The organism is Deltaproteobacteria bacterium (assembly GCA_020848745.1).
Lineage (GTDB): Bacteria > Desulfobacterota > Binatia > UTPRO1 > UTPRO1 > UTPRO1.
Window position 1 is genome coordinate 85,080 of sequence record JADLHM010000025.1, and the last position, 26,137, is coordinate 111,216.

General features: G+C 71.7%; 26 protein-coding genes. 8 read left to right on the plus strand and 18 right to left on the minus strand.

All coding sequences use genetic code 11. From position 1 onward, the window contains the following. Nucleotides 1-3: 3 nt before the first annotated feature. Genes pdxH through IT293_03830 form a run of 3 tightly spaced genes read right to left on the minus strand, consistent with a single transcriptional unit; the run spans nt 4 to nt 1,870 of the window. The gene (pdxH, locus tag IT293_03820; GenBank protein ID MCC6763769.1) at nt 4-582 is read right to left on the minus strand and encodes a pyridoxamine 5'-phosphate oxidase; all 579 of its coding nucleotides are present in this window, start codon (nt 580-582) and stop codon (nt 4-6) included. Between the two features lie 60 nt (nt 583-642). Next, nucleotides 643-1,428, minus strand: a complete 786-nt coding sequence (locus tag IT293_03825; GenBank protein MCC6763770.1) for an EcsC family protein — start codon at nt 1,426-1,428, stop codon at nt 643-645. Between the two features lie 55 nt (nt 1,429-1,483). Beyond that, the gene (locus IT293_03830; protein ID MCC6763771.1) at nt 1,484-1,870 is read right to left on the minus strand and encodes a hypothetical protein; all 387 of its coding nucleotides are present in this window, start codon (nt 1,868-1,870) and stop codon (nt 1,484-1,486) included. A 110-nt stretch (nt 1,871-1,980) separates the two neighbouring features. Here IT293_03830 and IT293_03835 point away from each other — a divergent pair, with 110 nt between their 5' ends. Further along, on the plus strand, nt 1,981-3,270 hold the full coding sequence (locus tag IT293_03835) for an acetyl-CoA hydrolase/transferase family protein (protein MCC6763772.1): 1,290 nt from the start codon (nt 1,981-1,983) through the stop codon (nt 3,268-3,270). A gap of 182 nt (nt 3,271-3,452) precedes the next feature. On the opposite strand, the gene IT293_03840 is transcribed toward IT293_03835, so the two are convergent. From IT293_03840 to IT293_03860, 5 genes are all read right to left on the minus strand, one after another. Next, nucleotides 3,453-5,510, minus strand: coding sequence for a hypothetical protein (locus tag IT293_03840; GenBank protein MCC6763773.1), 2,058 nt, complete (start codon nt 5,508-5,510; stop codon nt 3,453-3,455). A gap of 170 nt (nt 5,511-5,680) precedes the next feature. Further along, complete coding sequence (locus tag IT293_03845; protein MCC6763774.1) at nt 5,681-7,087, minus strand: NAD(P)(+) transhydrogenase (Re/Si-specific) subunit beta; 1,407 nt, start codon at nt 7,085-7,087, stop codon at nt 5,681-5,683. Next, nucleotides 7,087-7,467, minus strand: a complete 381-nt coding sequence (locus IT293_03850) for an NAD(P) transhydrogenase subunit alpha (GenBank protein MCC6763775.1) — start codon at nt 7,465-7,467, stop codon at nt 7,087-7,089. The genes IT293_03845 and IT293_03850 overlap by 1 nt, the downstream gene beginning before the upstream one ends. 8 nt (nt 7,468-7,475) lie before the next feature. Continuing rightward, complete coding sequence (locus IT293_03855) at nt 7,476-8,624, minus strand: Re/Si-specific NAD(P)(+) transhydrogenase subunit alpha (protein ID MCC6763776.1); 1,149 nt, start codon at nt 8,622-8,624, stop codon at nt 7,476-7,478. A 241-nt stretch (nt 8,625-8,865) separates the two neighbouring features. Further along, nucleotides 8,866-9,723 carry a right-handed parallel beta-helix repeat-containing protein gene (locus IT293_03860; protein ID MCC6763777.1) on the minus strand — a complete coding sequence of 286 codons (858 nt, stop codon included), beginning with the start codon at nt 9,721-9,723 and terminating at the stop codon, nt 8,866-8,868. Between the two features lie 296 nt (nt 9,724-10,019). Between IT293_03860 and IT293_03865 the strand changes: the two genes are divergently transcribed. Continuing rightward, entirely contained in the window at nt 10,020-10,400 is a 381-nt protein-coding gene (locus tag IT293_03865) for a hypothetical protein (protein MCC6763778.1), read from the plus strand. A 14-nt stretch (nt 10,401-10,414) separates the two neighbouring features. Next, on the plus strand, nt 10,415-10,864 hold the full coding sequence (locus IT293_03870) for an SRPBCC domain-containing protein (GenBank protein ID MCC6763779.1): 450 nt from the start codon (nt 10,415-10,417) through the stop codon (nt 10,862-10,864). Here the strand turns inward: IT293_03870 and IT293_03875 are convergent. After that, nucleotides 10,821-11,480 carry a class I SAM-dependent methyltransferase gene (locus tag IT293_03875; protein ID MCC6763780.1) on the minus strand — a complete coding sequence of 220 codons (660 nt, stop codon included), beginning with the start codon at nt 11,478-11,480 and terminating at the stop codon, nt 10,821-10,823. The genes IT293_03870 and IT293_03875 overlap by 44 nt on opposite strands. 111 nt (nt 11,481-11,591) lie before the next feature. Here IT293_03875 and IT293_03880 point away from each other — a divergent pair, with 111 nt between their 5' ends. The 3 genes from IT293_03880 to IT293_03890 all read left to right on the plus strand — a co-directional run bounded on the left by IT293_03880 (nt 11,592) and on the right by IT293_03890 (nt 15,353). Continuing rightward, nucleotides 11,592-12,863 (plus strand): aminoacetone oxidase family FAD-binding enzyme, encoded by a 1,272-nt coding sequence (locus tag IT293_03880; protein ID MCC6763781.1) that lies wholly within the window; start codon nt 11,592-11,594, stop codon nt 12,861-12,863. A 3-nt stretch (nt 12,864-12,866) separates the two neighbouring features. Then, complete coding sequence (locus IT293_03885; GenBank protein MCC6763782.1) at nt 12,867-14,030, plus strand: beta-lactamase family protein; 1,164 nt, start codon at nt 12,867-12,869, stop codon at nt 14,028-14,030. A 234-nt stretch (nt 14,031-14,264) separates the two neighbouring features. Then, on the plus strand, nt 14,265-15,353 hold the full coding sequence (locus IT293_03890) for a L,D-transpeptidase family protein (GenBank protein MCC6763783.1): 1,089 nt from the start codon (nt 14,265-14,267) through the stop codon (nt 15,351-15,353). 24 nt (nt 15,354-15,377) lie between these two features. On the opposite strand, the gene IT293_03895 is transcribed toward IT293_03890, so the two are convergent. The 4 genes from IT293_03895 to IT293_03910 are packed head-to-tail and all read right to left on the minus strand — an operon-like array spanning nt 15,378 to nt 18,635. Continuing rightward, nucleotides 15,378-16,604 carry a DNA polymerase IV gene (locus IT293_03895; GenBank protein MCC6763784.1) on the minus strand — a complete coding sequence of 409 codons (1,227 nt, stop codon included), beginning with the start codon at nt 16,602-16,604 and terminating at the stop codon, nt 15,378-15,380. A 13-nt stretch (nt 16,605-16,617) separates the two neighbouring features. Next, a complete protein-coding gene (locus tag IT293_03900) occupies nt 16,618-16,866 on the minus strand; it encodes a hypothetical protein (GenBank protein ID MCC6763785.1) in 249 nt (82 codons plus the stop codon). A 36-nt stretch (nt 16,867-16,902) separates the two neighbouring features. After that, nucleotides 16,903-18,243 carry a sodium:alanine symporter family protein gene (locus IT293_03905; GenBank protein MCC6763786.1) on the minus strand — a complete coding sequence of 447 codons (1,341 nt, stop codon included), beginning with the start codon at nt 18,241-18,243 and terminating at the stop codon, nt 16,903-16,905. Between the two features lie 11 nt (nt 18,244-18,254). Further along, nucleotides 18,255-18,635, minus strand: a complete 381-nt coding sequence (locus tag IT293_03910; protein MCC6763787.1) for a phage holin family protein — start codon at nt 18,633-18,635, stop codon at nt 18,255-18,257. A 27-nt stretch (nt 18,636-18,662) separates the two neighbouring features. On the opposite strand from IT293_03910, the gene dauA reads away from it, so the two are divergent. After that, nucleotides 18,663-20,483 (plus strand): C4-dicarboxylic acid transporter DauA, encoded by a 1,821-nt coding sequence (gene dauA, locus IT293_03915; protein MCC6763788.1) that lies wholly within the window; start codon nt 18,663-18,665, stop codon nt 20,481-20,483. Between the two features lie 13 nt (nt 20,484-20,496). Here the strand turns inward: dauA and IT293_03920 are convergent, their stop codons facing one another. Beyond that, entirely contained in the window at nt 20,497-21,288 is a 792-nt protein-coding gene (locus tag IT293_03920; GenBank protein ID MCC6763789.1) for an SDR family oxidoreductase, read from the minus strand. 27 nt (nt 21,289-21,315) lie between these two features. Continuing rightward, nucleotides 21,316-22,215: an alpha/beta hydrolase gene (locus IT293_03925; GenBank protein ID MCC6763790.1), complete on the minus strand. Its 900-nt coding sequence runs from the start codon at nt 22,213-22,215 to the stop codon at nt 21,316-21,318. Nucleotides 22,216-22,331: 116 nt separating this feature from the next. On the opposite strand from IT293_03925, the gene IT293_03930 reads away from it, so the two are divergent. Beyond that, nucleotides 22,332-22,679 (plus strand): 4a-hydroxytetrahydrobiopterin dehydratase, encoded by a 348-nt coding sequence (locus tag IT293_03930; protein MCC6763791.1) that lies wholly within the window; start codon nt 22,332-22,334, stop codon nt 22,677-22,679. A 53-nt stretch (nt 22,680-22,732) separates the two neighbouring features. On the opposite strand, the gene IT293_03935 is transcribed toward IT293_03930, so the two are convergent. From IT293_03935 to IT293_03945, 3 genes are all read right to left on the minus strand, one after another. Continuing rightward, nucleotides 22,733-23,668, minus strand: a complete 936-nt coding sequence (locus IT293_03935; protein MCC6763792.1) for an alpha/beta hydrolase — start codon at nt 23,666-23,668, stop codon at nt 22,733-22,735. A 65-nt stretch (nt 23,669-23,733) separates the two neighbouring features. Beyond that, nucleotides 23,734-25,185, minus strand: coding sequence for a Si-specific NAD(P)(+) transhydrogenase (sthA, locus tag IT293_03940; GenBank protein MCC6763793.1), 1,452 nt, complete (start codon nt 25,183-25,185; stop codon nt 23,734-23,736). After that, on the minus strand, nt 25,182-26,075 hold the full coding sequence (locus IT293_03945; GenBank protein MCC6763794.1) for an HDOD domain-containing protein: 894 nt from the start codon (nt 26,073-26,075) through the stop codon (nt 25,182-25,184). Before IT293_03945 ends, sthA begins: the two co-directional genes overlap by 4 nt. Nucleotides 26,076-26,137 lie beyond the last annotated feature (62 nt).

The window sequence follows — 26,137 nt, forward strand, 5'->3', positions numbered from 1 at the left end:
CGCTCACGGCTGCAGGAGCCGCCGCTGCCACCCGCCGCGCCGCCGCTCGAAGCGCTCGCGGTGATGGAGCCGGAACTCGCCCCGGGTCCAGAACTCGATCGCGCGCGGCACGATGCGATAGCCGCGCCAGACCGGGGGCCGCGGCACGTCCTCCCCGGGATGGCGGCGGCCGAGCACGCGCCAGCGGCGCATGAGGACGGTGCGGCTCCCGAGCGGCGCGCTCTGCGTCGACGCCGCCGCGGCGAGCCGGCTCTCGCGCGGCCGCGTCGCCCAGTAGGCGTCGGCCTCGGCGTCCTCGACGACCACGACGCGCCCTTCCACCCGCACCTGGCGTCCGAGCGCGTCCCAGTACCAGGCGAACGCCGCCGCCGGATTGGCCGCGAGTTCGCGGCCTTTGCGACTGCGGCCGTCGGTGAAGAAGACGAATCCACGCGCGTCGGCGTGCTTCAGAAGCACGTAGCGGACCGACGGACGCCCACGCGCGTCGGCCGTCGCGAGCGCGATCGCCTCCGGCAGCGGGACGCCCGTACGCTCGGCCTCGGCGTACCAACGACGGAAACGTGCGATCGGCGACGGGGGCATGGACCGCAACCTAATGAGTCGACGGCGATGCGACAACTACCCGGCGAGGCCGCCGTGAGGCTACGGCAGGTCCGCGTAGGCGCGGCGCACCGTCTCGGGATCGTGTGTGCGCTCGAGGCGCCGCACGATGAAGTGGCCGCGCGCGACATCCTGGAAGTGGCCCATGAAGAGCGCGTTCACGACGGCGCCGCCGGCCGCGCCGAGGATCGGCAGCGCCTGCGCCGCGGTCTTCTCGGAGACGACGACGCCGTAGCGCGACGCGATCTGCACGATGAAGCGCACGAGGGCCGGAGCGCCCTCCTGGGCGATCCCCCGCTCCGCCACGAACTGCGCCGCCTCGGCGAGCGCCTGCGCGAGCGCGCCGCGGATCGCGAAGTACGCCGACTCGACGGCGTCGTCCGCCTTCGTCCGGCCGCCGAGCGCGAAGACCTGCAGACAGGCGAGCCGCGTCTCGGGGAGGCAGAGCCGCTCGCCCTCGCTGCGGGCGACGTCGGCGATCGAGCGCAGCATGAGCGTGGTCGAGACCGGAAGCTCGATCGCGAGGGCCGGCATCCCGAAGAGCCCGCCGCCCGCGCCCGTCGCGGTGAGCAGCGCCTTGTGCCACAGGTCGGCCGAGCGCGTGCCCGGCTCGTCGGCGAGCGTCAGGAGGGCGAACCGGAGCGCGGTCTCGAGCGCGCGCCGCGTCGCCGTCGTGACGAGCGCCGAGGCGCGCTTCGGCAGGAGATCGATGCCGCGCTCGATCGGCAGGCCGACCACGTTGCTGATGCGGATCGCGAGGCTCGTCTGCTCGAGAAGCCGTTTCGCGTGCCGGAGGTCGCGCTGGTCCGACCCGGAGAGGCGCGTCATCGCCGCCTGGATAGCGCAGGGCCGTGCGGAAAGGAACGTCCCCGATCGCCTCCCGTCACTCGGGAGCGGCGCTCCGCGTCGGCACGGGACGGCCTTGGCGCTTCAGCCCCCATTCCTGCAGCATCTGGTCGCGGATGCGCGAGCCGATCACGAACATCGCGTCGGGCACGCTGCGGTTCTGGTTCGCGGGATCGGCGTAGAACGTGTTGATGTCGGCCACCCACCTGTCGAAGTTCTTGCCGCCGCCGGTCGGGACGTTCAGCCGCGAGTCCTTACGCTGCGCCAGGCTCACGGCGTCGAGATACCCGACCACGTAGCCGAGCTGGAACTGCTCGCCGTAGCCCTTCCAGATGTTGTAGCGCAGCGCCGCGAACGAGCTCGCCGCCGCCAGACAGAACCCTCCGAACGCCGCCAATGTCGCGACCACGACCGTCTTTCGCATGATGCGCGCGACATACTCAGGGGCCCGCGCGGTCGTCAATGGACCTCGGCGTGTTTTCCGGAGGTGCAGACCCGCCGCGGCCGATGCGCTATGAGGAGCCCCCCATGAGCATGCCCGTTCCCGACTGGAGACGCCGCGCCGTCGACGCCGACACGGCGGTCGCGGTCGCGCGGAGCGCCACCAACGTTTTCGTCCAGGGTGCCGCCGCGACGCCGACCCCGCTCATCGAGGCGCTGGCGCGACGGGCCGACGTCGAGGCGATCCGCCTCTACCATCTCCACCTGCTGGGACCGGTGCCTTTCGTGGAGCCCGCGCTCGTCGGCCGCTTCCGCTGCGTGTCCCTCTTCACCGGCGCGAACATGCGGGCGGCGGTGAACGAAGGCCGCGCCGACCACGTCCCGATCTTCCTCTCCGAAGTACCCTCGCTCTTCGCCGACGGACAGGTGCCGCTCGACGTCGCCTTCGTGCAGCTCTCGCCGCCGGACCGCCACGGCTTCTGCTCCCTCGGCACCTCGATCGACACGGCACGAGCCGCCGTCGACCACGCGCGGCTGGTCGTCGCCGAGATCAACGACCGCATGCCGCGCACGCACGGCAACACGCTGGTGCCCTTCGCGCGGATCGACCGTTTCGTGCACACGGACCGGCCGCTCTACGAGACGCCGCCCGAGGCGGAGACGCCGGTCGTCGCCCGCATCGCCGAGCAGGTCGCCGCCCTCGTGCACGACGGCGCGACGCTGCAGATGGGCATCGGCGCGATCCCCGACGCGGTGCTCTCCCGGCTCGGCGATCGCCGCGAGCTCGGCATCCACACCGAGATGTTCTCGGACCGCCTCGTCGACCTCGTCGCGACCGGCGCCGTCACCAACCGCCAGAAGAAGGCCTTCCACGGCCGCATCGTCACGAGCTTCGTCGCCGGGACGCGCCGCACCTTCGACTTCGTCGACGACAACCCGCTCGTCGAGTTCCATCCCTGCGACCGCACGAACGATCCGATCGTGATCCAGCAGAATCCCGGCGTGACCGCGATCAACTCGGCGCTCGAGATCGACCTCTCGGGCCAGGTGTGCGCCGACTCGATCGGCCATCGCATCTTCTCCGGCATCGGCGGCCAGCTCGACTTCATGCGCGGCGCGGCACGCTCGCCGGGCGGCGTCCCCCTCATCGCGCTCCCCTCGACCGCGAGGGGCGGCGCCCTCTCGCGCATCGTGGCGACGCTCACGCCGGGCGCCGGCGTCGTCACCTCGCGCGGGCACGTCCACTGGGTCGTCACCGAGCACGGCGCGGTGAATCTGCACGGCATCCCGCTCCGCGAGCGCGCCGAGCGCCTGATCGGCATCGCGCACCCCGACCATCGGACCGAGCTCCGCAAGGCCGCCGTCGGCGCGAAGATCTGCTGACCCGGACGCGGGCCCTCAGTCGGCGCGATCCTTGAATCGCGTCGAGTCGTTGCGAACCGCCGGCCTCGTCCCCCCGAGTGTGGGGCGACGGATGCGAGACCGGCGCAGGGTCCGTTGTCGAAGCATTTCGACGCCGCGACGTGGCAAACGCGTTGGCGGACGCCGTCCGGCCTCGCTGCGAATCAGGGCGTGACGATGAAGTCGATGTCCGGCTCGTTGGCGGTGGCGTACGCCGTCGTGAGATACGGGTCGTAGATCGTCTGCCCGAGCAGGTGGCGCCGGAAGAACGCCGCCGCGTAGAGGTTCTGGAGGCGCGTCGCCTCGTCGATCGGGAACGCGGGAGGGATGCAGGTCGCGTTGTAGGGCGCAACGAGCGCGCCGGCGCCGAGCGACGGCCACGACGCCGGCGCGAAGCCGGCAGCGATCAGAGCGTTGGCGATGTCGCAGATGTTGGCGAAGTGCGTGTGCACGGCGCCGACGACGTCCGCCCGGTAGTTGAACGGGCTCGACTGGATCAGCCCGGCCGCCCGCGCCTCCTCGGAGAGCAGCGGGTCGAGCGTGCCGGTCATGAAGAGCGTCGGCACGGCGACGTTGCCGAGCTCGGCGTCGGTGATGGTGCTCGACGCCGGCGCGATCGGCATGATCGCCTGCACGCGCGGGTCGGGCGGAATGCCTTGATACCCGCTCTTCACGGCGAGGGCCGTGAAGCCGCCGAACGAGTGGCCGGCCACCCCGACATCGGCGCCGTCGACGCGCCCGAAGAAGGGGTCGGCCGGGGTCGCGGCGAGCGTCGTCATGTGCGTGATCACGAACGAGACGTCCGGCACGCGGTCGAGCAGCGCCTGCGCGGGCGCGACCGAGGTCGGCGGCACGGCGGTCGAGTCGGCGGTCGTGTTGCCGGTGTGACTCGGCGCGACCACCACGAACCCGTGGCTCGCGAGCCGCTCCATGAGACGGACGGACTGAATCGCAATGCCGCCGGAGCCGTGCGAGAACACGACGAGCGGCCGCGCGCTCGCGTTCGATACGGGGGCGTTCTCGTGGGCCAGGTCGGAGTCGAGGCTGGCGATGCCCGAGAGCGAGTAGCCCGTGAACGGGCCGTACGCGTCGGGCGCATCGACGGGATACCAGGCCTCGAACGGCAGATAGCGACCGACGGAGCAAGCGCCTGCGGGGCATTGCGAGTCCGCGGCACACTCGCGGCCGTTCTTCGTGCCGCCGATGCATCGCCGCCCGTTCGAGCGCGAGCCGTCGACGCTCACCAAGCTGCGGTGTCCGACGGCCCACGGGCCGGCCGCGCCGGGCGCGTCGGCCACGTCGCACGTGCCCGAGGGGAGGCACTTGGCGTCGGCGTGGAACGCGCCGCCGACCACCGCGCACTGCGCGGCTGCGCCCGGACCCTCGAGGCAGAGCCCGGCGCCGGGAGCGAGCGCGAAGGCATCACAGCAGCCGGCCGCGGTCTCGGTCCGCGCCTCGACACAGCCGCCGGAAGCCCCGTCACAGACCAGCGCCGGACCGGCCAAGGTTCCACCGTACCCGCTCGCGCACTGCGACACGTTCGCGGCGGAGAGATCCGCGCAGAAGCTCGCGCCGCCGTTCGCGCAGCAGCGTGCGGCCGGCGCGGCGGCCGGCGTGCCGTTCACGACGCGCACAACGAACTCGTCGACGCGTCCGCCGATGCTCGGCGCGACGCCGTACGCCCCGCAGCCCCCGCTGGTCTTGTCCTCTTCCTTGGCGAAAGCGGCCACGAGCTTGTCGCCGGCCTTCACGAGGCACTCGGAGCTCACGGGCCCGCCGCTCTTGCTCGCCTTCGCGTGACAGCCGAGCTTGGCCGCCGCCGTCTTGCCCGCGGTCTTCCGCTTCGCCGCCGCGCACTTCGCGAAGCCGCCCGGCGGCGTCGCGTTCACCACGTCGCCGACCAGGCTCGCGACGAGCGTCGCGAGATCGTCCCCGTACCCCGGCACGAGGCACCCGCCCGCGGCGTCCTGCTTCGCGACGACGCCCGCGAGCTTGTCGATCGCCTTCTGGAGACACGGGCCGTCGACGGGCTCGCCCTTCTGCACCGCCTTCGCGTGGCAGCCGAGCTGCGCCGCGGCGGCCTTGCCCGCCGCCTTCTGCTCGGCAGCGGCGCAGGCCCCGGCCGTGGCGGCGGCGCGTCCGACGTCGGCCGTCAGGACGACGAGCCCGGCGGTGAGCATCCCGAAGGTTCGGCGAAGACTTCCCGCGAAGGAGATCGACATGCGTGGCGGAGTAGGATTCTCCGCAGGCGCCTGTCAACCGAGAACGCCCGGAACGCCGCGTCAACCGGTCGCAGGCTCCGACCCGAGTTCGGGTGCGCCATGGCGTCCCGCATCGGGCCCGGCGGCGCGATCCGTGCCGAAGGTCTTCGACCCGGCCGCGGGGGCGGAGGTCAGTGCATCCCCGAGCCGCCGCTCAGGTGCTTCGCGAGCTCGCCGACCACCGCCTTCGCGTCGCCGAAGAGCATCCAGGTGCGGTCGCCGAAGTAGAGCTCGTTGTCGATGCCGGCGAAGCCCGGATTCTTCGAGCGCTTGATGGCGAAGATCGTGCGGGCCTTGTCGGCCTGGATGATCGGCATGCCGTAGATGGGACTGTTCTTGTCGGTCGCGGCCGCGGGGTTCACGACGTCGTTCGCGCCGATGACCAGCGCCACGTCGCACTGGGGCATGTCGGGATTGATCTCGTCCATCTCGACGAGATCCGTGTACGGGATCTCGGCCTCGGCGAGCAGCACGTTCATGTGCCCCGGCATGCGCCCCGCGACCGGGTGGATCGCGAACTTCACCGTGATGTCCTTGGCGCGCAGCGCATCGTAGACCTCGCGCACCTTGTGCTGGGCCTGGGCGACGGCCATGCCGTAGCCGGGGATGATGACGACGAGGTTCGCCTGCTCGAGGATCTGCGCGGCGCCTTCGACGGTTTCGGCCTTGTACTCCTTCTGCTCGCCCCGCTCCGACTGCGCCTGCACCTGGCCGAACGCACCGAAGAGCACGTTCGTGAAGGAGCGGTTCATGGCCCGACACATGATGATCGAAAGGATGAGGCCGCTCGAACCGTCGAGCGCGCCCGCCGTGATGAGGAGCTTGTTGTCGAGCACGAACCCCATCGCGACGGCCGAAAGGCCGGCGTACGAGTTCAGGATCGAGATCACCGTCGGCATGTCGGCGCCGCCGATCGGGATGATGAGGAGCACGCCGAAGACCAGCGACAGCAGGCTGACGATCGGGAAGAGCATCGCCGAGGCGGGGTCGGTCGGGTACAGCACGACGTAGCCGCCGAGCCCGAGCGCCAGCACCAGCAACCCGAGGTTCACGAAGTTCTGGCCGGGGTACGTGACCGGACGCTGCGGGATCCACTTGAGCTCCTGGAGTTTCCCGGCCGCGAGCAAGCTGCCCGTGAAGGTCAGGTAGCCGAGCACGATCTCGAGGACGATCGCGACCATGCGGAAGGTCGTGAGGTTCTCCGGACCTTCCGACAGCCAGAGGTAGTACTTCGCCGTGCCGACGAGGCCCGCCGCGGCGCCGCCGAAGGCGTGCGACAACGCGGTTCGTTGCGGGACGGCCGTCAGCGACACCCGCGAGAGCGGCACGCCGACCACGAATCCGAGCACGATCGCGATCACGATCCAGGCGTGGTGGATGATCTCCGGCTGCGCCCACGTCGCCAGCACCGCGATCACCATGCCGGCGACGCCGGCCTGCACGCCGTTCCGCGCCGTCTTCGGGTCGCTCATCCAGTGGAGCGAGAAGATGAAGAGCGCGGTCGCCACGACGTACGCGAGCTGAACGAGGGTGTGGATCACTTGTGCGCCGCCTTCTCGCCACCGTCGCGGGTCTTGAACATCTTCAGCATGCGGTTGGTGATGAGGAAGCCGCTCACGATGTTGGTCATCGACGCGAAGAGCGCGACGGCCCCGAGGAAGCGGATGTGGGTCGGGTAGTCGCTGCCGGTCACCAGGATCGCGCCGACGACCGCGATCGCCGAGATCGCGTTGGTGAGCGACATGAGGGGCGTGTGCAAGAGACGCGACACGCGCCGGATCACGCCGACCCCGATGAAGGTCGAGAGCATGAAAACGAAGATCATCGACGGCAGGTCGAGCGCCGGGACGGCGTGCCCTCCGGCCGCGTGGACCGGCGCGGCCACGGTGGCGAGTGCCGCCGCTGCGAGCGCAATCATCCGTTGCATCACGATGCCTTTCCTTTGGCCGCCTGGATCGCCTCGCGCACGCGCGGGCTCACGACCGCGCCGTCGTGGGTGACGAGCGAGCCCCGCTGGATGTCGTCGTCCTGGTCCAGAACGAACGCCTTGTCCTTCGTGAACGTGGTGAGGAAGTTCGTGAGGTTCCGCGAGAAGAGGAGGCTCGCGTGCGTCGGCATGGTGGCGGCGAGGTTCAGCGGCGCGATGATCGTGACGCCGTTCACCTCGATCGTCTCGCCGGGCTTCGCGAGCTCGCAGTTGCCGCCGCCGTCGGCCGCGAGGTCGACGAGCACGGCGCCGGGCTGCATGCGCCGGACGATGTCGGCGGTCACGAGGCGCGGCGCGAACACGCCGCCGATGAGGGCGGTCGTGATGACGACGTCGGCCGCCGCGCACTGGTCGGCGAGCATCTCGCGCTGGCGGAGCTTGTCCTCCTCGCTGAGCTCCTTGGCGTAGCCGCCGCCGGCGGCGGCCTCCTGTGCGAGCTCGATGCCGACGTACTTGGCGCCGACGCTCTCGATCTGCTCCTTCACCTCGGGCCGGACGTCGGTCGCGAAGACGTTGGCGCCGAGGCGCCGGGCCGTCGCGATGGCCTGGAGCCCGGCCACCGCGGCGCCGATCACGAACACCTTGGCCGGGAAGACCATGCCGGCCGCGGTCGTGAGCATCGGGAAGTACTTGTTGAGGGCCGCGGCCGCGAGCAGCACCCCTTTGTAGCCGGCGATGCTCGCCATCGACGACAGCGTGTCCATCGCCTGCGCGCGCGTGGTGCGCGGAATGGCGTCGGTCGAGAAGGCGGTGATCTTGCGCCCGGCCAAGGCCTCCGCGATGTCGAGGTTGCGCAGCGGCATCAGCGTCCCGAGGAGGAAGGCGCCGGGGCGCATCGCGCCGACCTCCGCCGCCGTCGGCGCGGCGACCTTGCAGACGAAGTCGGCCGCGCCGAGGAGCGCGGCGGCGTCGGCCTCGATCGTGGCGCCCGCCTGCGCGTAGGCGTCGTCGCGGAAGTACGCCGAATCCCCTGCGCCGGATTGGACCGCGACCGCGTATCCCGCCTGCACGAGCTTCTTGCACGACTCGGGAACCAGGGCGACGCGGCGCTCTCCCGGCCGAGTCTCCTTGGGGACCGCGATCTTCATTCCTTCGTCCTCCGTGAACCGCCGGCTCGTGTCATGCGTACGATGTGGAGATGGTTCGCCCGACCCGGGCCCGCGGCGTCGGCGCGGCGGACGGGAAGCAGAGGGCGCGGACGCAACGGCGCGCGACAGTATGCGACCCTCGCGGACCCAGTCAAATGCGGGGCCGCCGAGGAGCTGCTGGCCGAGGGTCGCGGTGCGGCGACCCTCGCCCAGCCCCCCGAGCGCGCTCGGCTATCCGCGCTCAGCAGTCGGGAACGGGGCCGCCGGTGGCGTAGACGTTGTGGCGCCAGCAGTTGTTGGTGCCGGCGTCGACGACGTCCGGGTTGTTCCCCGCGAGGCGGTTGCCGGTGACGAAGTTGCCGCTCGAGTTCAGCGTGAGCAGGATCCCGGCCGCGGTGCCGGCATTGACGACGTTGCTCAGGATCTCCACCCCGTTCGATCCGAACACGTAGATGCCGACGCCGGCGCCGGTGATCTCGTTCTTCCGCACCCGCACGCCGACGGGCTTTCCGGGATTGTCGAGCGAGTCCTCGATCATGATGCCGCGGTCGTTCGGCGCGTGCAGGACGTTGCGTTCGACCCGCAGGTCGGCGTCGGGCGGCGTACCCCCGATGTAGATGGCGGCATCGCCGAACCCGTTCGGATCCTCGATGACGTTGCCGCGGATCCGCATGTTGGTGCCCTGGAACACGTTGATGCCGTACTCGACGCCGACGCACGTCGGCACGACCTTCAGGCGGTCGACGACGGTTCGGTCGCGGCCGGTCGCATCGATGCCGTAGAAGTTGCCGCCCCGCACCTCCAGCGTCCGGAGCGTCACGGCGTCGGCGGCCACCTGCACGGCGGTCAGCACCCCGCAGCCGGCGTCGATCACCGCCTTGCGGCCGTAGACCTTGAGCGGCTTGTCGATGGTGACCGCTTCGAAATACGTGCCCGGCCCGACACGCACCGTGTCCCCCGGCAGCGCGGCGTCTATGCCGTCCTGGAGCGGCGTCCCCGGGCCCGGAACCACCACGATGCGGCGCGCCGATGCGGGAACGGCGGACAGCAGCGGCCACGAGAGCGCGAGGGAGAGAGCGAGGGCGAGGGCTCGGGACATGCGGCGGACTCCTTGACGTGGGGATCGGCACCGGCGTCGTCGATCGCGAGATGCGATGCGCGCCGAGTCGGAGCATACGCGGGCGGCACGTATCAGAGCAACGAGGTTTCGCCCCTGGGGCAGCGGGCCTCCCGCCATGCGGAACGACATCGGGGGGCGCGGTCCGTTGCGCCTCGAAGCATCGCGCCCGGCCGCGGCCGCGATCCCGTGCGGCCGCGGAGACCTCGGATCGTCGGGCCGGCCCGTCGGTCCGCCCTTCGTTTGACCGTGCGCGCGGACTTTGAGACGGTCCGCGCGTGCGTCTCCGCTCCCTGTCGGTCGCCGGCGCGCTGGTCGTGCTGACCGTTCCCGCGCGCGCCCGGAGCGGCGAGCTCGAGAGCGGCTGGACGGCGGCGGCGCTCGCGAACGAAACCATGGAGTGCACCGAGTCGCTCGTGCGCGGCGCCTGGGAGAACGCCAAACGCGAGCAAGGCGCCGACGCGGCGCTGCCGCTCACCAAGGAGATCCGCGACCAGCTCGAGCCGCAGATCGCGTCGATGAAGAAGCTCTGCGCCTGCGCGGTCCGCGCCGGCGCCGAGCGCTACACGAAGGCCGAAGCCGACGCGGCGCCCAAGGATCTCGAGCGCTTCGTCGCCGACACGATCGCCACGGGCACCTGCAAGCTCGACCGCGAGTAGCGCGCCGCGACGGCATGCTGATCACGCAGACGCTCGACGTCGCCGCCCCGGCGGCGACGGTATGGCAGGTGGTGACCGATCTCGATCGCTACCCGCAGTGGAACCCGTTCGTGGTCGCGTGCCGCTCCACCCTCGAGCCCGGCACGCCGATCGCGATGCGCGTTCGCGTGTTGCCGTTCCTCGCCCAGCCGCAACGCGAGACGATCTTCGAGCACGTGCCCGGACGATGCCTTCGCTACGGCATCCACCCGCTGCCGCTCGGCGCGCTGGCGAGCGAACGCTCCCACGTCGTGGAGTCGGCCGGCGAGGAGCACAGCCGGTACGTTTCGCGCTTCGAGCTCCGCGGCTGGCTCGCTCCCGTGGTCGCGACGCTGCTCGGCGGCCGCCTCGAACGCGGCTTCGCGGCGATGAGCGCCGGCATCAAAGCGCGCGCCGAAGCTCTGCGCTCCGCCGCGCTACGGTGAGCGTCGGCAGCAGCAGGAAGCCCGGGATGCGGAAGACGCGGCGCTGGCGCTCGACCCGGAAGCCCGCGGCCCTCACCTGCGTCGCGAGTCGGCTCGGCGTCGTCCACCAGAGCGGCTGACCGACCATCCGCATGCCGAGCTCGACGGCGTCGGCGACGATCTCGAACGGCGGGCTCACGAGCGCGAGGAGGAGCCGTCCGCCGGGACGAAGCACGCGATGGAGGTCGCGGAGGGCGGCGTCCTGGTCGGGAAACCAGTGGAACGCCTCCGTCGACACCGCCGCGTCGAATGCGCCGTCCGCGAACGGCAGCCGCGTCCCGTCGCCTCGCACGAGCGCCGCCTGCCCGCGATCGCCGCGCAGACGCTCGGCCGCGTGCGCCAGCATGCCGGCCGAGAAGTCGCAGCCGACGACCATCGGCGCCCACGGCTCGGCGACCAGGCGGGCAGCGAGCCGGCCGGTCCCGCAGCCGAGGTCGAGGATGCGGGCGCACGGCTCGGAGGCCAGCGTCTTCCGCACCGCATCGTGGATCGGCTGGTAGGTGGCGCGCTGGACGAGGGGGAAGTCGTAGATGGTCGACCACGCGTCGAAGAACCCGCGCGAGGGTCCGGCGGCCATGGCCGCGACATAGTCGCGGCGGCAGCGGCGCGCAACGCGCAGCCGGCGTCCGCGCCGCGCCCGTCCGCTTCGCGGGCTGCGCGCCGGCGCCCGGCATGCCATAGCATGCCGATGTCCACACCCGTCCGACCGCCCTGCCCCGCGACCGCCGACGTCGTCGTCGTCGGCGCCGGCGCCGGCGGGCTCGCGGCCGCGATCTTCGCGGCGGAGGCCGCGCCGCAGAGGCGCGTCGTCGCGCTCGAGGGCGCCGCGAGGATCGGCGCCAAGATCCTGGTCTCGGGCGGGGGACGCTGCAACGTGACCCACGACGTCGTGACGGCGGACGACTTCAACGGCGTGCGGCCGGTGGTGCGGAACGTGCTCGCGGCGTTCGGCGTCGCCGCCACCGTCGAATGGCTCGCGTCGCTCGGCGTCGAGCTCAAGCGCGAAGAGACGGGCAAGCTCTTTCCGGTCTCGAACAGGGCGGCGACGGTCGTGCAGGCGCTCGTCGCGCGCTGCCGGGCGCTCGGCGTGACGCTCGCGACGGGGCACCGCGTGGCCGACGTGGCGCCCGGCGCCCACGGCGGTCTCCGCGTCCGGCACACCGACGGCGTCGTCGACGCGCGCCGCGTCGTCATGGCGACCGGCGGCCGCTCGCTCCCGAAGAGCGGCAGCGACGGCGGCGGCTTCGAGATCGTCGCGCGGCTCGGCCACACGGTGACCCCGACCCATCAGGCGCTCGTGCCGCTCGTCTTCGCGCCGGAATCGCCGTTCGGCGCGCTCGCCGGCGTCTCGCACCCCGCCGAGCTCGCGACCTTCGCCGGCGGCACGCTCGTCGACCGGCGTGCGGGCAGCCTGCTCTGGACGCACGTCGGCGTGAGCGGGCCCGTCGTGATGGACGCGAGCCGGCACTGGGTGATCGCCGCCGCCGCGCATGCCGCCCCCGAGCTCCGCATGAGCCTCTTCCCGGGCGAGGACTTCGCGGCGGTCGACCGCCGGCTCACGACCCTCGCGCGCGCGCGGCCGAAGCTCTCGCTCACCCGCATGCTCGCCGAGCGCGTCCCCGAACGCGCCGCCGCGACCCTCGTCCGCGTCGCGGCCGCCGTCGAACCCGCGACGCCGATCGCGCGCCTCACGCGCGAGGAGCGCCGGCGCGTCGTCCACGCGCTCACCGCGCTTCCGCTCCCGGTTGAACGACCTCGGGGATGGAACTATGCCGAGGTCACCGCCGGGGGCGTGCCGCTCGCCGAGGTCGATCATCGCACGATGGCGTCGCGGGTCGTCCCGGGCCTGCACCTCGTCGGCGAGATGCTCGACTGCGACGGCCGCATCGGCGGCTTCAACTTCCAGTGGGCGTGGGCAACGGGACACCTCGCAGGACGCGCGCTCGCACAAGGAGACTGACTCATGCGGACCACCGACCCCGTCGACCTCGGCCTCGACCCCGACCGCCTCGCGCGCCTCGTCGCCGCCATCGAGGCCGACGTCGGCGCGGAGCGCTACGACGGCGCCGTCGTGCTCGTCGCACGCGGCGGCCAGGTGGCGTTGCACGCGGCAATCGGCTGGGCCGACCGCGCGGCCCGCCGGCGCGCCGCCCTCGACGACGTGTTCACGATCTTCTCGGTCACGAAGACGCTCACCACCGTGGCACTGCTGATGCGGATCGACCGCGGCGAGATCGCGCTGACGACGCCGGTCGCGGAGGTGCTGCCCGAGTTCGGCACCTGCGGGAAGCAGCGCATCACCGTGTCCCAGCTCCTCACCCACACGGCCGGGCTCGCGACGGGCCTGCCGCCGCTGCCGATGGAGTCGCTCGGCGACCTCTCCGCGTTCGTCGCCGCCGCCTGCCGGCAGCCTCTCGAAGCGACGCCGGGATCGAGCGTCCACTACAGCGCCATCACCGCGCACGCGGTCCTCGCCGAGATCGTCCGCCGCCTCGACGGCGGCACGCGCCGGTTCCGCGACGTCCTCGACGCCGACGTGCTGCGGCCCCTCGGCATGCGCGACACGGCGCTCGGCCTCCGCCCCGACCTCGCCGCGCGCAAGGTCCCGGTCGTGGTCCGCGACCGCTCGCCGGGCGTGTTCGACCCCGACCTGCTCGAGGCGTTCAACGTGATCGTCGGACCGGACACGGAGATCCCGGCGGCGGGCGCGGTGTCCACCGTCGCCGACCTCTTTCGGCTCGCCGAGTGCTTCCGGCGCGGCGGCGAGTTCGAGGGCACCCGCCTCTTCGCGCCCGCGCTCCTGCGGCTCGCGACCGCCATCCATACCGGCGACCGTCCGAACGGCTTCTACGCCTTCGCGTGCGAGCAGCGCGGCTGGGATCCCTTCCCGGCCAACATCGGCCTGAGCTTCTTCGTGCGCGGCGCCGGCGTGTTCCCCACCTATCTCGGGCTCACCTCGTCGCCGCGGACGTACGCCGGGCTCGGCGCGGGCTCGTCGATGTTCTGGGTCGACCCGGAGCGCGACCTCACGTTCGTGCTCCTCTCGGCCGGGCTGCTCGAGGAGACGCGCAACCTCGAGCGCTGCCAGCGTCTCTCCGATCTCGTGCAAGCCGCTGCCGTCGACTGACGCCGCGCGCCGCTTGCGCGCGCGGTCCCGTCCGATACCCTGTGCTCCTTCACCGTGGACGCGCAGACGGCATCGCCGCAACGGAAGCGTGGCGCGCAAGCTCATGGAGGGTTCTCGTACGTGACGACCGGCAACTTTTTCACGGGGCGTTCGAGTCTCGACCGGCCGGCCGGCCGGCGCGCCGCGCGCTTCGCTTCCCGACGCCTGGCACCGCAGTTGCTGTCTCGTTCGCCCATGCGCTCGCCCATCGTGATCCCCGGCCTCATCTGCCTTGTCGTTTGCGCCGTCGCCGCCGGCTGCGTCGCGCCGCCGAAGAAGAAGCTCGCCGCGACGCGCCCGACGAAGGTCGCCGCGCCCGCCATCGATCCCAGCATCGGCGAGCTGCCCCCGGCGTCGGAGACGATCGTGAAGGCCTCCGCCTTCACGGCCTACATTCCGCGCCCCGACGAGGTGCCGGGCGTGGTCGGCAAGAACGAGCTCTACCGCGTCGCCGCCGGCCGCAATCTGCTCGAAATCGCGCGCGAGGGCGGGCTCGGGTTCCGTGAGCTCCGCGACGCCAACCCGCGCGTCGACGAGTGGGAGCCCAAGGCGGGCGTCGAGCTCGTGCTGCCGACGCGCCGCATCCTGCCGCGCCCGAACAGCTATTCGGGTCTCGTCATCAACATCCCCGAGTTCCGCCTGTACATGTTCCCCGTCGACACCCGGCTCGGCGAGCGCGCGCCCGTCATGACCTGGCCCGTCGGGCTCGGCGCCGAATGGGCGCAGAGCCCGATCCAGGCGTTCCGCGTGAAGTCGAAGGACGAGAAGCCGACGTGGGTCGTGCCGGACTCGATCTACGTGAAGATGGAGGATCCGAAGCGCGTCGTGCCGCCGGGGCCCGACAATCCGCTCGGCGACTACCGCATCCGGCTCGACTTCGACCTGTATGCGATCCACGGGACGAACGATCCGTGGACCGTCGGCCGCCTGACGACGCACGGCTGCGTCCGGCTCTACCCCGAGGACATCGAATACCTCTATCCCCTGGTCGACCGCGGCTATCCCGGCGAGTTCGTCTACCAGCCGGTGAAGATCGGCGAGCGCAAGGGTCGCGTCTACGTGGAGGTCCACCGGGACGTCTACGAGATGTTCGAGGACCTCGACGCGCACGCGCGCGGGCTCGTCGCGCGCGCGCACCTCGATCAGCGCGTGGATCCGGACCGGCTGCAACACGCGGTGGAGCAGAAGCTCGGGGTGCCGATCGACGTCACCCGCGACGAGGCGAAGGCCGAGGCGCCGCCGGCGAATCCGAAGCGCGACGATCAGCTCGCGGCCGGCGACTGACGGAAGAAGAGGACGCGCTCGGGGCTACTCGCGCTCGCCGCGCTTGATGCCGGTCGAGAGACCCGCGCGCCGGACGTCGCTCACGCCGCGGCGGAGCTTCTGGTCGCCGAAGCGGGCGTGGATCGCGTCGACCGCCGCGTTCAACTGCGCGCGCCGCTGCTCGGTCGGTCCGCGGAGGGCGAGCGCGAGCTGCGACTCGTCGCTCGCCTCGAGACGCGTCACGGCGACGCCCACGAGGCGGATCGGCTCCCACGGCTCGACGCGCGCGAGCAGCGACAGCGCCGCGCGCGCGATCGCGTCGCCGTCGTCGGTCGCGCGCTGCAACACGACCGACCGCGTCACCAGCGGATAGCGCCCGTCGCCGAGCGGACGCGCGAGCTTGAGCTTCACCGTCACGCCGTGACCGCCGACGCGATCACGCCGCAGACGCCGCGCGATCGCGTCGGCGTGCGCGCGGATCGGGTCGGCGAGCGCGGACCGGTCGGCGACGTCGCGCTCGAAGGTGTTCTCCTCCCCGTACGACTTCGCCTCGCGGAAGGGCTCGACCTGGCGCGGATCCTCGCCGCGCGCGAGGTGCGCGAGTTCGACCCCGAACGAGCCGAGTGAGCGGCGGAGCGTCTCATCGGACGCGGCCGCGAGGTCGCCGATCGTGGCGATGCCGAGCGCGTCGAGGCGCTTGCGCCCCACGGCCCCGACGCCCCAGATGCGTCCGACCGGCAGCGGCGCCAGGAACGCGCGCACCGCATCGGGCGCGACCACGCGGAGGCCGTCCGGCTTCGCGAGGTCGCTCGCGATCTTCGCGACCATCTTGACGGGCGCGATGCCGACCGAGAGCGTGAGCCCCGTCGTGGCGCGGACCTCCGCGCGCAGGCGTTCGGCAGCCGAGACCGCGTCGCCGAGGAGACGCGTCGTTCCCGTGAGGTCGAGGAACGCCTCGTCCATCGAGAGGCCCTCGACGAGGGGCGCATAGCGATCGAAGATCGCGAAGACGCGCCGGCTCTCGCGCCGGTACTTCGCCATGTCCCCCGCGACGAAGATCGCGTGCGGGCAGCGGCGGCGCGCCTCGAACGACGGCATCGCGGAATGGATGCCGTAGACCCGCGCCTCGTAGCTCGCCGCCGCGACGACGCCGCGCCCCGACGCGCCGCCGACGACGACCGGCTTCCCCCGCAGCTCCGGCCGGTCGCGCTGCTCCACCGCCGCGAAGAACGCGTCGAGATCAGCGTGCAGGATGGTGCGTGGCGCGGCCACGGCCCGTCGCGGCCTACGCGGGTTGCCGAAAGAGCTCTTCCCGCGTCTTGCCGGCGAGCGTCGCTTGCAGCTGCACGAGCGCGTCCTCCGCGTTCGGAGCGAGCGCCATCAGGTGGTGCTCCGCGCGCACCATCGTCAGATCGCACGGCACCGCCGTCACGAACCCGTTCGGCAGGGTCGAGAGCATCACGAAGAACGCCGACCCGTCCGGCGACCGCAGCTGATACCACTCGACCTTCTGCACCACGTACGCATCACGCATGCGCCGACTCCTCTCCCGATGCTGGGTGGCCGCACCTTAGCGTTCCGGCCGGTCCTCGCTCCAGAGGTGGCGGCGGGTCTCGTCGACGATCACGTGGGTGAGCACGAGGAGCGAGAGCAGGTTCGGAATCGCCATGAGGGCGTTGGTGATGTCGGCGGCGGACCAGACGATCGGCAGCGGCGCCACCGACCCGAGGTAGACCGCGAGCACCCAGAGCACGCGATACACCCGTACCGACGCCGTTCCGAGCAGGTACTCGCACGCCTTCTCGCCGTAGTAGGCCCAGCCGAGGATCGTCGAGAAGACGAACGTCAGCAGGCCGACCGTGAGCACCATGGGGCCGATGACGGGGTGCAGGTCGCTGAACGCCTTCGAGGTGAGCGCGGCGCCCCCGAGGCCCTGCGTCCAGTCGTGCGACTGCACGACGACGAGCCCGGTCATGAGGCACACGACGACGGTGTCCCAGAACGTCCCGGTCGACGACACGAGCGCCTGCCGCACGGGGTTCTTCGTCTGCGCGGCCGCCGCGACGATCGGCGCGCTCCCGAGCCCGGACTCGTTCGAGAAGAGCCCGCGGGCGACGCCGTAGCGCATCGCCTCTCGCACGCCGGCGCCGACGAACCCGCCGACCGCCGCCTGCCCGGTGAACGCCGTGCGCACGATGAGCGAGACGGTCGCCGGGATCTCGGAGGCATGCAGCGCCAGGATGACCAGACAGCCGGCGACGTAGAAGATCGCCATGAACGGCACCAGCCGCTCGCACACCGCCGCGATCGACTTGATGCCGCCGAGGATCACGAGGGCGGTGAGCGCGGTCATGATCCCGCCGGAGAGCCAGACCGAGACGCCGAACGTGTCGCGGACGAGCGTCGAGATCGAGTTCGCCTGCACGGTGTTGCCGATGCCGAACGCGCTCACCGCGGTGAGCGCCGCGAACGCGACCCCGAGCGGCTTGCTGCGCATGCCGCGCTCGAGCACGTACATGGGGCCGCCCGCCATCGTGCCGTCCGCCGCCGTGACGCGGTACTTCACCGAGAGCAGCGCCTCGGCGTACTTGGTGGCGATCCCGAAGACGCCGGTGAGCCACATCCACAGCACCGCTCCGGGTCCGCCGGAGGCGACCGCCGTGGCGACGCCGACGATGTTGCCGGTGCCGATCGTCGCCGCGAGCGCGGTCGTGAGCGCGCCGAACTGCGAGACGTCGCCCTCGCCCTCCGCCCCGCGCTCGAGAGAGATGCGGATGGCGCGCCCCATGTAGCGCTGGATGAAGCGCAGGCGGATCGTCAGGTAGAGGTGCGTCCCGACCAGCAGGATCAGCATGGGCGGCCCCCACACGACGCCCGCGATCTGATCGAGCAGCTTGGTCAGATCCTCCATCCGTCGGGTCGTTACGGCTCGCGACGGATGATCATGACCTCGAACCGCCCCGACGGTCCGACGTACCAGGAGGCGATCCACCCGGTGCACGACACCACCAGCGCGCCGAGCAGCGCCGCGCCGAAGCCCGCGAGCGTGAAGCCCTCGAGGAGCGCGGCGACGAGCGACAGCATCGCCGCGTTCACGACCCAGAGGAAGAGCCCGAGCGTCACCACGGTGATCGGCAGGGTCAGGAGCACGATCGCCGGACGGACGACGGCGTTCACGATGCCGAGCAGGAGCGCCGCGACCAGGAGCGTACCGGCGCCTCGGATCTCCACGCCGGGCACGAGCGCCTGCGCCAGCCAGAGACCGAGCGCGGCGATCAGCAGACGTACGACGAAGCCCGGCATGCCGCGCTCCTACCAAAACGCTGGCGAATGAGAAATGATCGCGGCGGTTTCGTGCCCCATCGGAAGCAATCGCTCTCGCCGAGGCCTCCCCCGCGCCCGGGTCCCTCCTTCGCCAGCGCTCTCCGCGCCGCGCTCCGGCACTACGACGGTCCCGCCTTCCGCGCCGATCTCCTGGCCGGCGGCATCGTCGGCATCGTGGCGCTGCCGCTCTCGATGGCGCTCGCGATCGCGGTCGGCGTCCCGCCGCAGCACGGCCTCTACACCGCGATCGTCGGGGGCTTCGTCGTCGCGGCGGCGGGCGGCTCGCGCTTCCAGGTGACGGGGCCGACGGCCGCCTTCGTCGTGATCCTGGCGCCGATCGCGGCCCGCCACGGGGTTTCCGGGTTGCTCTTCGCGGGGATGCTCGCGGGGCTCATGCTGCTCGCCATGGGGCTCGCCGGCGCCGGCCGGCTGATCCAGTTCATTCCCTACCCGGTGACGAGCGGCTTCACCGCCGGCATCGCCACCGTGATCGCGACGCTCCAGCTGAAGGACGCGCTCGGCCTCGAGGTCGCACACATGCCGGAGCATTTCCCGGCGAAGGTTGCCGCGCTCTGGGCGGCGCACGGCACGGTGTCGCTCCCCGAAGTGGCGATCGCCGCGACGACGCTCGCGCTGCTGCTCGTCCTCCCCCGTCTCACCGACCGCGTTCCGGCGCCGCTCGCCGCCATCGTGCTCGCCGCCGCCGCGGCCGTCGGCCTCGGGCGGCTCTGGCCGGACGTCCACGTGGCCACGCTCGCCGACCGCTTCTCGACCACGATCGGCGGCCACGTGTACGCCGGCATCCCGCCGCTCCCGCCGCAGCCGCACCTCCCGTGGACGGCGGAGCTCTGGCGGCTCGACGCCCTTCGCGAGCTCGTCCCGGCGGCGTTCACGATCGCGATCCTCGGCGCGATCGAATCGTTGCTTTCCGCGGTCGTCGCCGACGGCATGACGGGCACGCGCCACGACCCAGATACGGAGCTCGTCGCGCTCGGCCTCGGCAACGTCGCCGCGCCCTTCTTCGGCGGCATCGCCGCGACGGGCGCCCTCGCCCGCACCGCCACCAACATCCGCGCCGGCGCGCGCTCGCCGGTCGCCGCGATGACGCACGCGCTCGTCGTGCTGCTGGCGGTGTTGCTGCTAGCGCCGCTCGTCGGCTACGTCCCGATGGCGGCGCTCGCCGGCCTCCTCCTGCTGGTGGCGTGGAACATGTCGGAGATCCGGCACTTCCTGCACGTCGCGCGCGTCGGACCGCGGAGCGACGCGTTCGTGCTCCTCAGCTGCTTCTCGCTGACCGTCATCTTCGACATGGTGCTCGCGGTGTCCGTCGGGGTGGTGCTGGCGGCGCTCCTCTTCCTGAAGCGCATGTCCGAGCTGACCCACGGTCGCCTCCTGGCGGATCCCAACGGCCAGCACGGTCCCCTGACCGTGCCGCCGCACGTCGCCCTCTACGAGATCAACGGCCCGCTCTTCTTCGGGGCGGCGCAGAGCGCCATGACCGCGCTCGACACGATCGGCGCCGACGTGCGCGTCGTCGTGCTCGCGCTCGGCCGCGTCCCGACGATCGACGCGACCGGCCTCGTCGCGCTCGAGAGCGCGCTCGAGCGTCTGCACCGCGACCGCAAGTTCGTGCTCATCGCGGGGCCGCTCCCCGAGCCCCGCCACGTCTTCGGCAAGGCCAACCTCCGCGCCCACCACGAAAACATCGTGCTCGAATCGAACCTCGAGCAGGCGCTGCGGACGGCCGGCGACCTCGTGCTCCTGAACCCGCAGTGGAAGTCGCACGCGGCCGCGGCGTCGTCGACGCCGAAAGCCGTCGGGTCGTGACGCGCGGCCCGGGTTATGCGTCCTTCGGCTTCATCATGCCGCCGACGAGGCGCGTCGTGATGCCGGCCGGCAGGTGCTTGTAGAGCCCCGCCGCGACCGCGTTCATGAGGCCGTTCACCAGGACCGAGCGCTGTCCGACGGCCGCAATCGCCTGCTCGGCGACCTGGTCGGCGGTCATCCACACGAAGGACGGCATGCTCGCCGTGTCGAAGGTGTCGACCTTCTCCTGGAATTCCGTGCGGGTGAAACCGGGGCAGACGCAGAGGACGTGCACGCCCGTGCCGCGGAGCTCCGCGGCGAGCGACTCCGTGAAGCTCAGCACGAACGCCTTGGTCGCGCAGTAGGTCGCCATGAAGGGACCCGGACCGAAGCCGCCGACCGACGCGACGTTCATGACCGCCCCGCGCCGGCGCTCGACCATTCCGGGCAGGAAACGGCCGGTGAGCTCGACGAGCGCCGCGACGTTCAACTGGATCTCCTCGATCTCGCGGGCGACGGGGAGCTCGTGGAAGCGCCCGTGCGTGCCGAAGCCGGCGTTGTTGACGAGCCAGTCGACGACGATGCCGCGCCGCTCGGTCTCCGCTTGCAGCGCTTCGCCGGCGCCGGGCTTGGCGAGGTCGGCGGTGAGGACCTGCACCTCGCTGCCATGCGCGGCGCGGAGCTCGCCGGCCAGACGCTCGAGACGGTCGGTGCGGCGCGCGACGAGAGCGACGGAGCGGCGCTCGGCGGCGAGCCGGCGCGCCAGCGCCTCGCCGATGCCGCTCGACGCGCCGGTGATGAGGGTGAACTCCTGTGGTGACGACATGATCGCTCCTTCGTGTGCCGGCCGCGCTCAGAGCGGCGGACGGCGCGGCACGCTGTGCTCCCAGTCGGCGAGCACCGCGCGCAGGGCGGCGATGAACGCGAGGGGCTGGTCGAGAATGAGGTGATGATGCGCCTGCGGGATCTCGACGATCGGCGCATTCCGATCGAGGAGCCCGTACATGTACTCGGCGATCTCGGGCGGCACGAGGAAGCTGAGCTCGCCCCGGAAGACGCAGACCCGGCAGCGCACCTTCGCCAGGTAGTCGCTCATCGGCACGAGCGACGTCTTCACGAAGACGCGCGGATCGAACTTCCAGGTCCAGCCCGCGTCGGTCCGCTTCAGCGAGTGCCGCGCGACGTGGTCCACGATGAAGGCGTTCTCGCACGGCTGCGGCGGAATGAGGTGGAAGTGCTGGATGGCGGTCTCGAGGTCGGCGTACGTCTTGGGGTTGCGGAACGCGCGCCCGCGCGCGCCCTCCTCGCTCTCCGGATCGGGCCGCCGCACCGGCGAGTCGACGATGATCGCGCCCGCCAGCCGGTCGCCGTAGAGCGAGGCCGCGACGATGCTCACGAAGCCGCCGAGGCTGTGTCCGACGAGCATCGGCGCGCCGACGATCCGCGCGTCGGTCGCGACCGCCATCACCTCCCGCGCCCACACCTCGCGCGGGTACGCCTCGCGCTGCCCGCTGTCGCCGTGGCCGGAGAGCTCCGGCGCGACGACGTGGTACTGCGAGGCGAGCTGCGGCGCCAGGAAGCTCCACCACTCCGCGTGCGCCGCGCCGCCGTGCACGAGCACGAGGCCCGGCTTCGTGGAATCCCCCCACGTGAGATACCGGATGCGGCAGCCCTCGACCTCGAGGAAGCGCTCGCCGCGGGGCGCCGCGAGCGCGTCGGTGAACCACGTGGGCGCGTCGCGACGATCCGCCATCGTCGCATCGTGAAATCCTGTTCGACGGGCATATGCAAGTAGCATCCGGCGGGCACGCGCGCCGCGCTTGCGACGGCGGCGGGCGCGCGCCAAGCTCGCGGACGGGAGCCTACGACATGAGCGACGACGTCTGCGATCTCACCGCGAAGGAGTGCGTGCCGTGCCGGGGAGGCGTTCCCCCGCTCGCGGCCGACGAGCGCGCGCGCCTGCTCCGCCAGCTCGGCCACGACTGGCGGGTCGTCGACGGCCATCACCTCGAGAAGGCGTTCGCCTTCCCGGACTTCGCGAGCGCCCTCGCCTTCACGAACCGCGTCGGCGGGCTCGCCGAGCGCGAGGGCCACCACCCCGACATCCACCTCGCCTGGGGCAAGGTCCGGATCACGATCTGGACCCACAAGATCGACGGGCTCACCGAGAGCGACTTCGTGCTGGCGGCGAAGACCGAGCAGCTGCCGCGGACGTAGCCGGCGCGGACGCGGCGATTTCACGCCGCGCCGCCCGCCGCCGGGCTCGAGCCTCAGCGCGCCGGCGACGGGGCGGGCTCGTCGGGCCAGAGCGCGAGCAAGGCGTCGAGGATCTCCTCGGCGGCGTCGAGGTTTCCCATGTGCCCCTCGCCGGGGCGCACGCGCAGCTCCGCACCGGGAACGAGCGCAGCCAGATGATGCGCGTGCTCGAGCGGGACGAGCGGGTCGGCGTCACCGTGCCAGAACCGGATCGGCACTCGGAGATCGCGTGGAGAGAACCCCCAATCGCGCGTGAAGAGAACGAGGTCGTAGATCGGCGCGCGCAGTTGTTCCCGTCCCGCGCGCAGCATGTCGTCGAGGAACATCGCCTTCATCTCGGGCCGACGCATCACCTGCTGATCCCCCGGCGGCATGGCGCTCACCGCGAGATCGAAGACCGCCGAGGCGACCGGCCGGAACGCGAACGCGGCCGCCCAGACGGTGAAGCCGAGAGGTTCGCGCAGCGCGTGCAAGAACACCCGGAGGCGCGCTGCGAGCCGCATGGCGCCCCCCGGGGCCGCCTCCGCACCGACGGCCGGAGCCACCCCACCGAGCACCGCGCCGGCCACGACGCGGCTCGCAAGCCGATGCGCACACCCCAACACGTACGGCCCGCCACCCGACAGGCCGACGAGGGCGAAGCGGTCGATGCCGAGGTCGTCGACGACCTCCCGGACGTCCTCGGCCCAGTCCAGCACGGACCCGTGGAGATGCGGCGTCGAGTCGCCGATGCCGGGCCGCTCGACTCCGACCAATCGCAGCCCACGCGCCTGCGCCTCGGCGATCGCCCGTGGCGGCACCTGCCGCCTTCCGCCCGGTGTTCCGGGAAACCACAAGATGGCGCGGCCGCGCGGGTTTCCGTACTCCGCGATGCCGATGGTGCGCCCGTCGCCGAGCCGCACACGGTCCTCGCGAAAGGGTACGGCCGGGCCGGCATCGACGACGCTCATCGGCCGACCATGTCGCGATCGGTCGCGCATCGCAAACCGCCCTCCGGCGATTCTCTTAGGCTCCTCTAGGGAACCCGGGCGCCGTCCCGCTCCTCGACCGGCGCGGCCGCGTGTCGGAGGCGGAGCCCCGCGTCGGCGCGGCGCGAGAGCAGGTCGAGCGCCGCCACGCGATACGCCTCGGCCAGCGTCGGGAAGTTGAAGATGTTCTCGATGAACACTTCGACGGGTTGCGCGCCGATCATCGCGAGCTGCCCGAGGTGCACGAGCTCGGTTGCTCCCTCGCCGATGATCTGCACGCCGAGGACGCGCGATCCGTCGGCGGCGGCCACCATCTTGAGAAAGCCGTCGCGGGCGTTCGAGATGTGTCCGCGCGCGATCTCCCTGAACGCGGCGCGGCCGACCAGGATCTCGCCGTGGCGCTCGCGGGCGGCGGCCTCGTCGAGCCCGACGCACGCCATCTCCGGGATCGTGTAGACCCCGACTGGCATCGTCTCGCCGGACAAGCCGGCGGGAAGACCCATCGCGTGGCAGACGGCGCGCCGTCCTTGCTCCATGGCGCTCGTCGCGAGCGCCGGAGGTCCGATGACGTCGCCGACGGCGTAGATGTGGGGCACGACCGTCCGGAGGTGCGCGTCGACCTCGATCAATCCGCGCGTGTTGGCGGCGAGGCCGGCGGCCGTGAGGTTCAACCCGTCCACCGACGCGACCCGCCCGAGCGCGCAGAGCAGCTTGTCGGAAGTCAGGACCTCGCCGCTCTCAAGCGTCGTGACCACGGAGATGCCGTCGGCCGCAACCGAGGCGATAGCGGCGTTGGCGACGTAGCGCGCCCCGCTCCGCTCGAACTCCGCCACGAAGCGATCGGTGAGCTCGGGATCCAGGAAGCCGAGCGGCCGCGGCGCCTTGTCCACCATCGTGACCTGCACGCCGAGGGTCGCGAAGATGCTCGCGTATTCGCTCGCGATCACGCCCGCGCCGATCACCGTGAGCGAGCGCGGCAAGTACTGCAGCGACAGGATGGAATCGCTGTCGAGGACGTGCTCGTGGTCGATCGGCACGTTCGGGGGGACGCGCGGCGTCGAGCCGACGGCGATGACGATCGTGCCCGCCGCGAGCCGCCGCCGCGCACCCTGAACGCTCTGCACCTCGACTTCGACCGGCGACACGAAGCGCGCGCGGCCGTGGATCAGATCGATGCCGTTTCGGCGCAGCTGATCGCCGATGTACCGCTGGTGGCTCTGAACGACCTCGTCGAGGCGCGTCAGCAGACTCGAGATCTTGGTGCCTTCCGGCATCTGGAGATCGAGCACGTTGCCGCTCCGCTGCCGGAAGCTCGCGAGCGCGACGGCGGTCTCGCGCAGCGTCTTGCTCGGAATGGTGCCGCGCTGGACGCACTCGCCGCCGACCGCGGCTCCGCGCTCGACGATGGCGACCCGGCATCCCGCCTTGGCGCCTTGGATCGCGGCCTTCTGACCCGCCGGGCCGCTGCCGATGACGACGAGGTCGTATCGATCCGTCACGACGTGAAGGCCTGCGCGTGCGCGAGGATCGCCGCGCGCTTCGCGAACAGCGCCTCGACGTCGTCGGGATAGAGATTCAGGGCCGCAAAGAGCGGGTGGCCGGCGAGCAGCCCGCGCTCGACTTCGTACTCCTCGTCGCTCTTGGCCGCCGCGTAGGCGATCACGTCGGCGAGCGCCGTCATCCGCACGAACTTCCCGAAACCGTCCGGCGTCTCGGTCTCGTGGTGGTGGGCGATCGCTTGCCGCACGTCGTCGGGCAGGGCCCACCGTTCTCCGAGAAGCGAGCCGACCTGCACGTGGAAGTCCTCGAGGATCGCCTCGCATGCGGCGTGCGACGCCGTGTGCCTGGTCTCCTTGCACACGTCGAGGAGCAGACCGAGCACGACGGGCTTCCCGACGTCGTGCAGCAGGCCGCACACGAACGCCGCCTCGACGTTGGCCCGCAACTGGCGTGCGATCTCCTTGGCGAAGAGTCCGGTCAGGGTCGCATGGCGCCAGAGCTCGGCGGTGAGCCCCTGGTGGCTGGCGCTGCGGAAGACCTTGCCGTGCAGCGCGACGGTGACGACGATCTCGCGCATCTGCACGAGCCCGATGCGGATCAGCGCCTGTTGGATCGACTGGATGCGAACGTCCCCGCCGAACGCGGCCGAGTTCGCGACCCGCAGGACGTGACCTGCGAGGGCCTGATCGCGGTGCAGGAGATCGGAAAGCCGGCGCACGTCGGCCCCCTCCGCGCTGCCTTGCGCAAGGATCTCCCCTGCGACTTGCGGCAGCATCGGGATGTCGAGGCTCCCCTGTGCGATGCGCTCGGCGATCCGCTCGCGCAGGGGTCCCGGGAGCGCTTCGCTTCGGGACGCCGGAGGAATCAGCGCGGACGCGGGCTCGGTCATGAAAGCTCTCCTGGCGAGAGCTATCGGCCTTGCCGGCGATTCTCTTGAGGCCCGGCGAACCG

Bases quoted from the DNA above. Each gene is read 5' to 3' on its own strand.
- pdxH (MCC6763769.1), bottom strand. From the start codon at position 582: ATGCCCCCGTCGCCGATCGCACGTTTCCGTCGTTGGTACGCCGAGGCC.
- IT293_03825 (MCC6763770.1), bottom strand. From the start codon at position 1,428: ATGACGCGCCTCTCCGGGTCGGACCAGCGCGACCTCCGGCACGCGAAA.
- IT293_03830 (MCC6763771.1), bottom strand. From the start codon at position 1,870: ATGCGAAAGACGGTCGTGGTCGCGACATTGGCGGCGTTCGGAGGGTTC.
- IT293_03835 (MCC6763772.1), top strand. From the start codon at position 1,981: ATGCCCGTTCCCGACTGGAGACGCCGCGCCGTCGACGCCGACACGGCG.
- IT293_03840 (MCC6763773.1), bottom strand. From the start codon at position 5,510: ATGTCGATCTCCTTCGCGGGAAGTCTTCGCCGAACCTTCGGGATGCTC.
- IT293_03850 (MCC6763775.1), bottom strand. From the start codon at position 7,467: ATGATTGCGCTCGCAGCGGCGGCACTCGCCACCGTGGCCGCGCCGGTC.
- IT293_03855 (MCC6763776.1), bottom strand. From the start codon at position 8,624: ATGAAGATCGCGGTCCCCAAGGAGACTCGGCCGGGAGAGCGCCGCGTC.
- IT293_03860 (MCC6763777.1), bottom strand. From the start codon at position 9,723: ATGTCCCGAGCCCTCGCCCTCGCTCTCTCCCTCGCGCTCTCGTGGCCG.
- IT293_03870 (MCC6763779.1), top strand. From the start codon at position 10,415: ATGCTGATCACGCAGACGCTCGACGTCGCCGCCCCGGCGGCGACGGTA.
- IT293_03875 (MCC6763780.1), bottom strand. From the start codon at position 11,480: ATGGCCGCCGGACCCTCGCGCGGGTTCTTCGACGCGTGGTCGACCATC.
- IT293_03880 (MCC6763781.1), top strand. From the start codon at position 11,592: ATGTCCACACCCGTCCGACCGCCCTGCCCCGCGACCGCCGACGTCGTC.
- IT293_03885 (MCC6763782.1), top strand. From the start codon at position 12,867: ATGCGGACCACCGACCCCGTCGACCTCGGCCTCGACCCCGACCGCCTC.
- IT293_03890 (MCC6763783.1), top strand. From the start codon at position 14,265: ATGCGCTCGCCCATCGTGATCCCCGGCCTCATCTGCCTTGTCGTTTGC.
- IT293_03900 (MCC6763785.1), bottom strand. From the start codon at position 16,866: ATGCGTGATGCGTACGTGGTGCAGAAGGTCGAGTGGTATCAGCTGCGG.
- IT293_03905 (MCC6763786.1), bottom strand. From the start codon at position 18,243: ATGGAGGATCTGACCAAGCTGCTCGATCAGATCGCGGGCGTCGTGTGG.
- IT293_03910 (MCC6763787.1), bottom strand. From the start codon at position 18,635: ATGCCGGGCTTCGTCGTACGTCTGCTGATCGCCGCGCTCGGTCTCTGG.
- dauA (MCC6763788.1), top strand. From the start codon at position 18,663: ATGAGAAATGATCGCGGCGGTTTCGTGCCCCATCGGAAGCAATCGCTC.
- IT293_03920 (MCC6763789.1), bottom strand. From the start codon at position 21,288: ATGTCGTCACCACAGGAGTTCACCCTCATCACCGGCGCGTCGAGCGGC.
- IT293_03925 (MCC6763790.1), bottom strand. From the start codon at position 22,215: ATGGCGGATCGTCGCGACGCGCCCACGTGGTTCACCGACGCGCTCGCG.
- IT293_03930 (MCC6763791.1), top strand. From the start codon at position 22,332: ATGAGCGACGACGTCTGCGATCTCACCGCGAAGGAGTGCGTGCCGTGC.
- IT293_03935 (MCC6763792.1), bottom strand. From the start codon at position 23,668: ATGAGCGTCGTCGATGCCGGCCCGGCCGTACCCTTTCGCGAGGACCGT.
- IT293_03945 (MCC6763794.1), bottom strand. From the start codon at position 26,075: ATGACCGAGCCCGCGTCCGCGCTGATTCCTCCGGCGTCCCGAAGCGAA.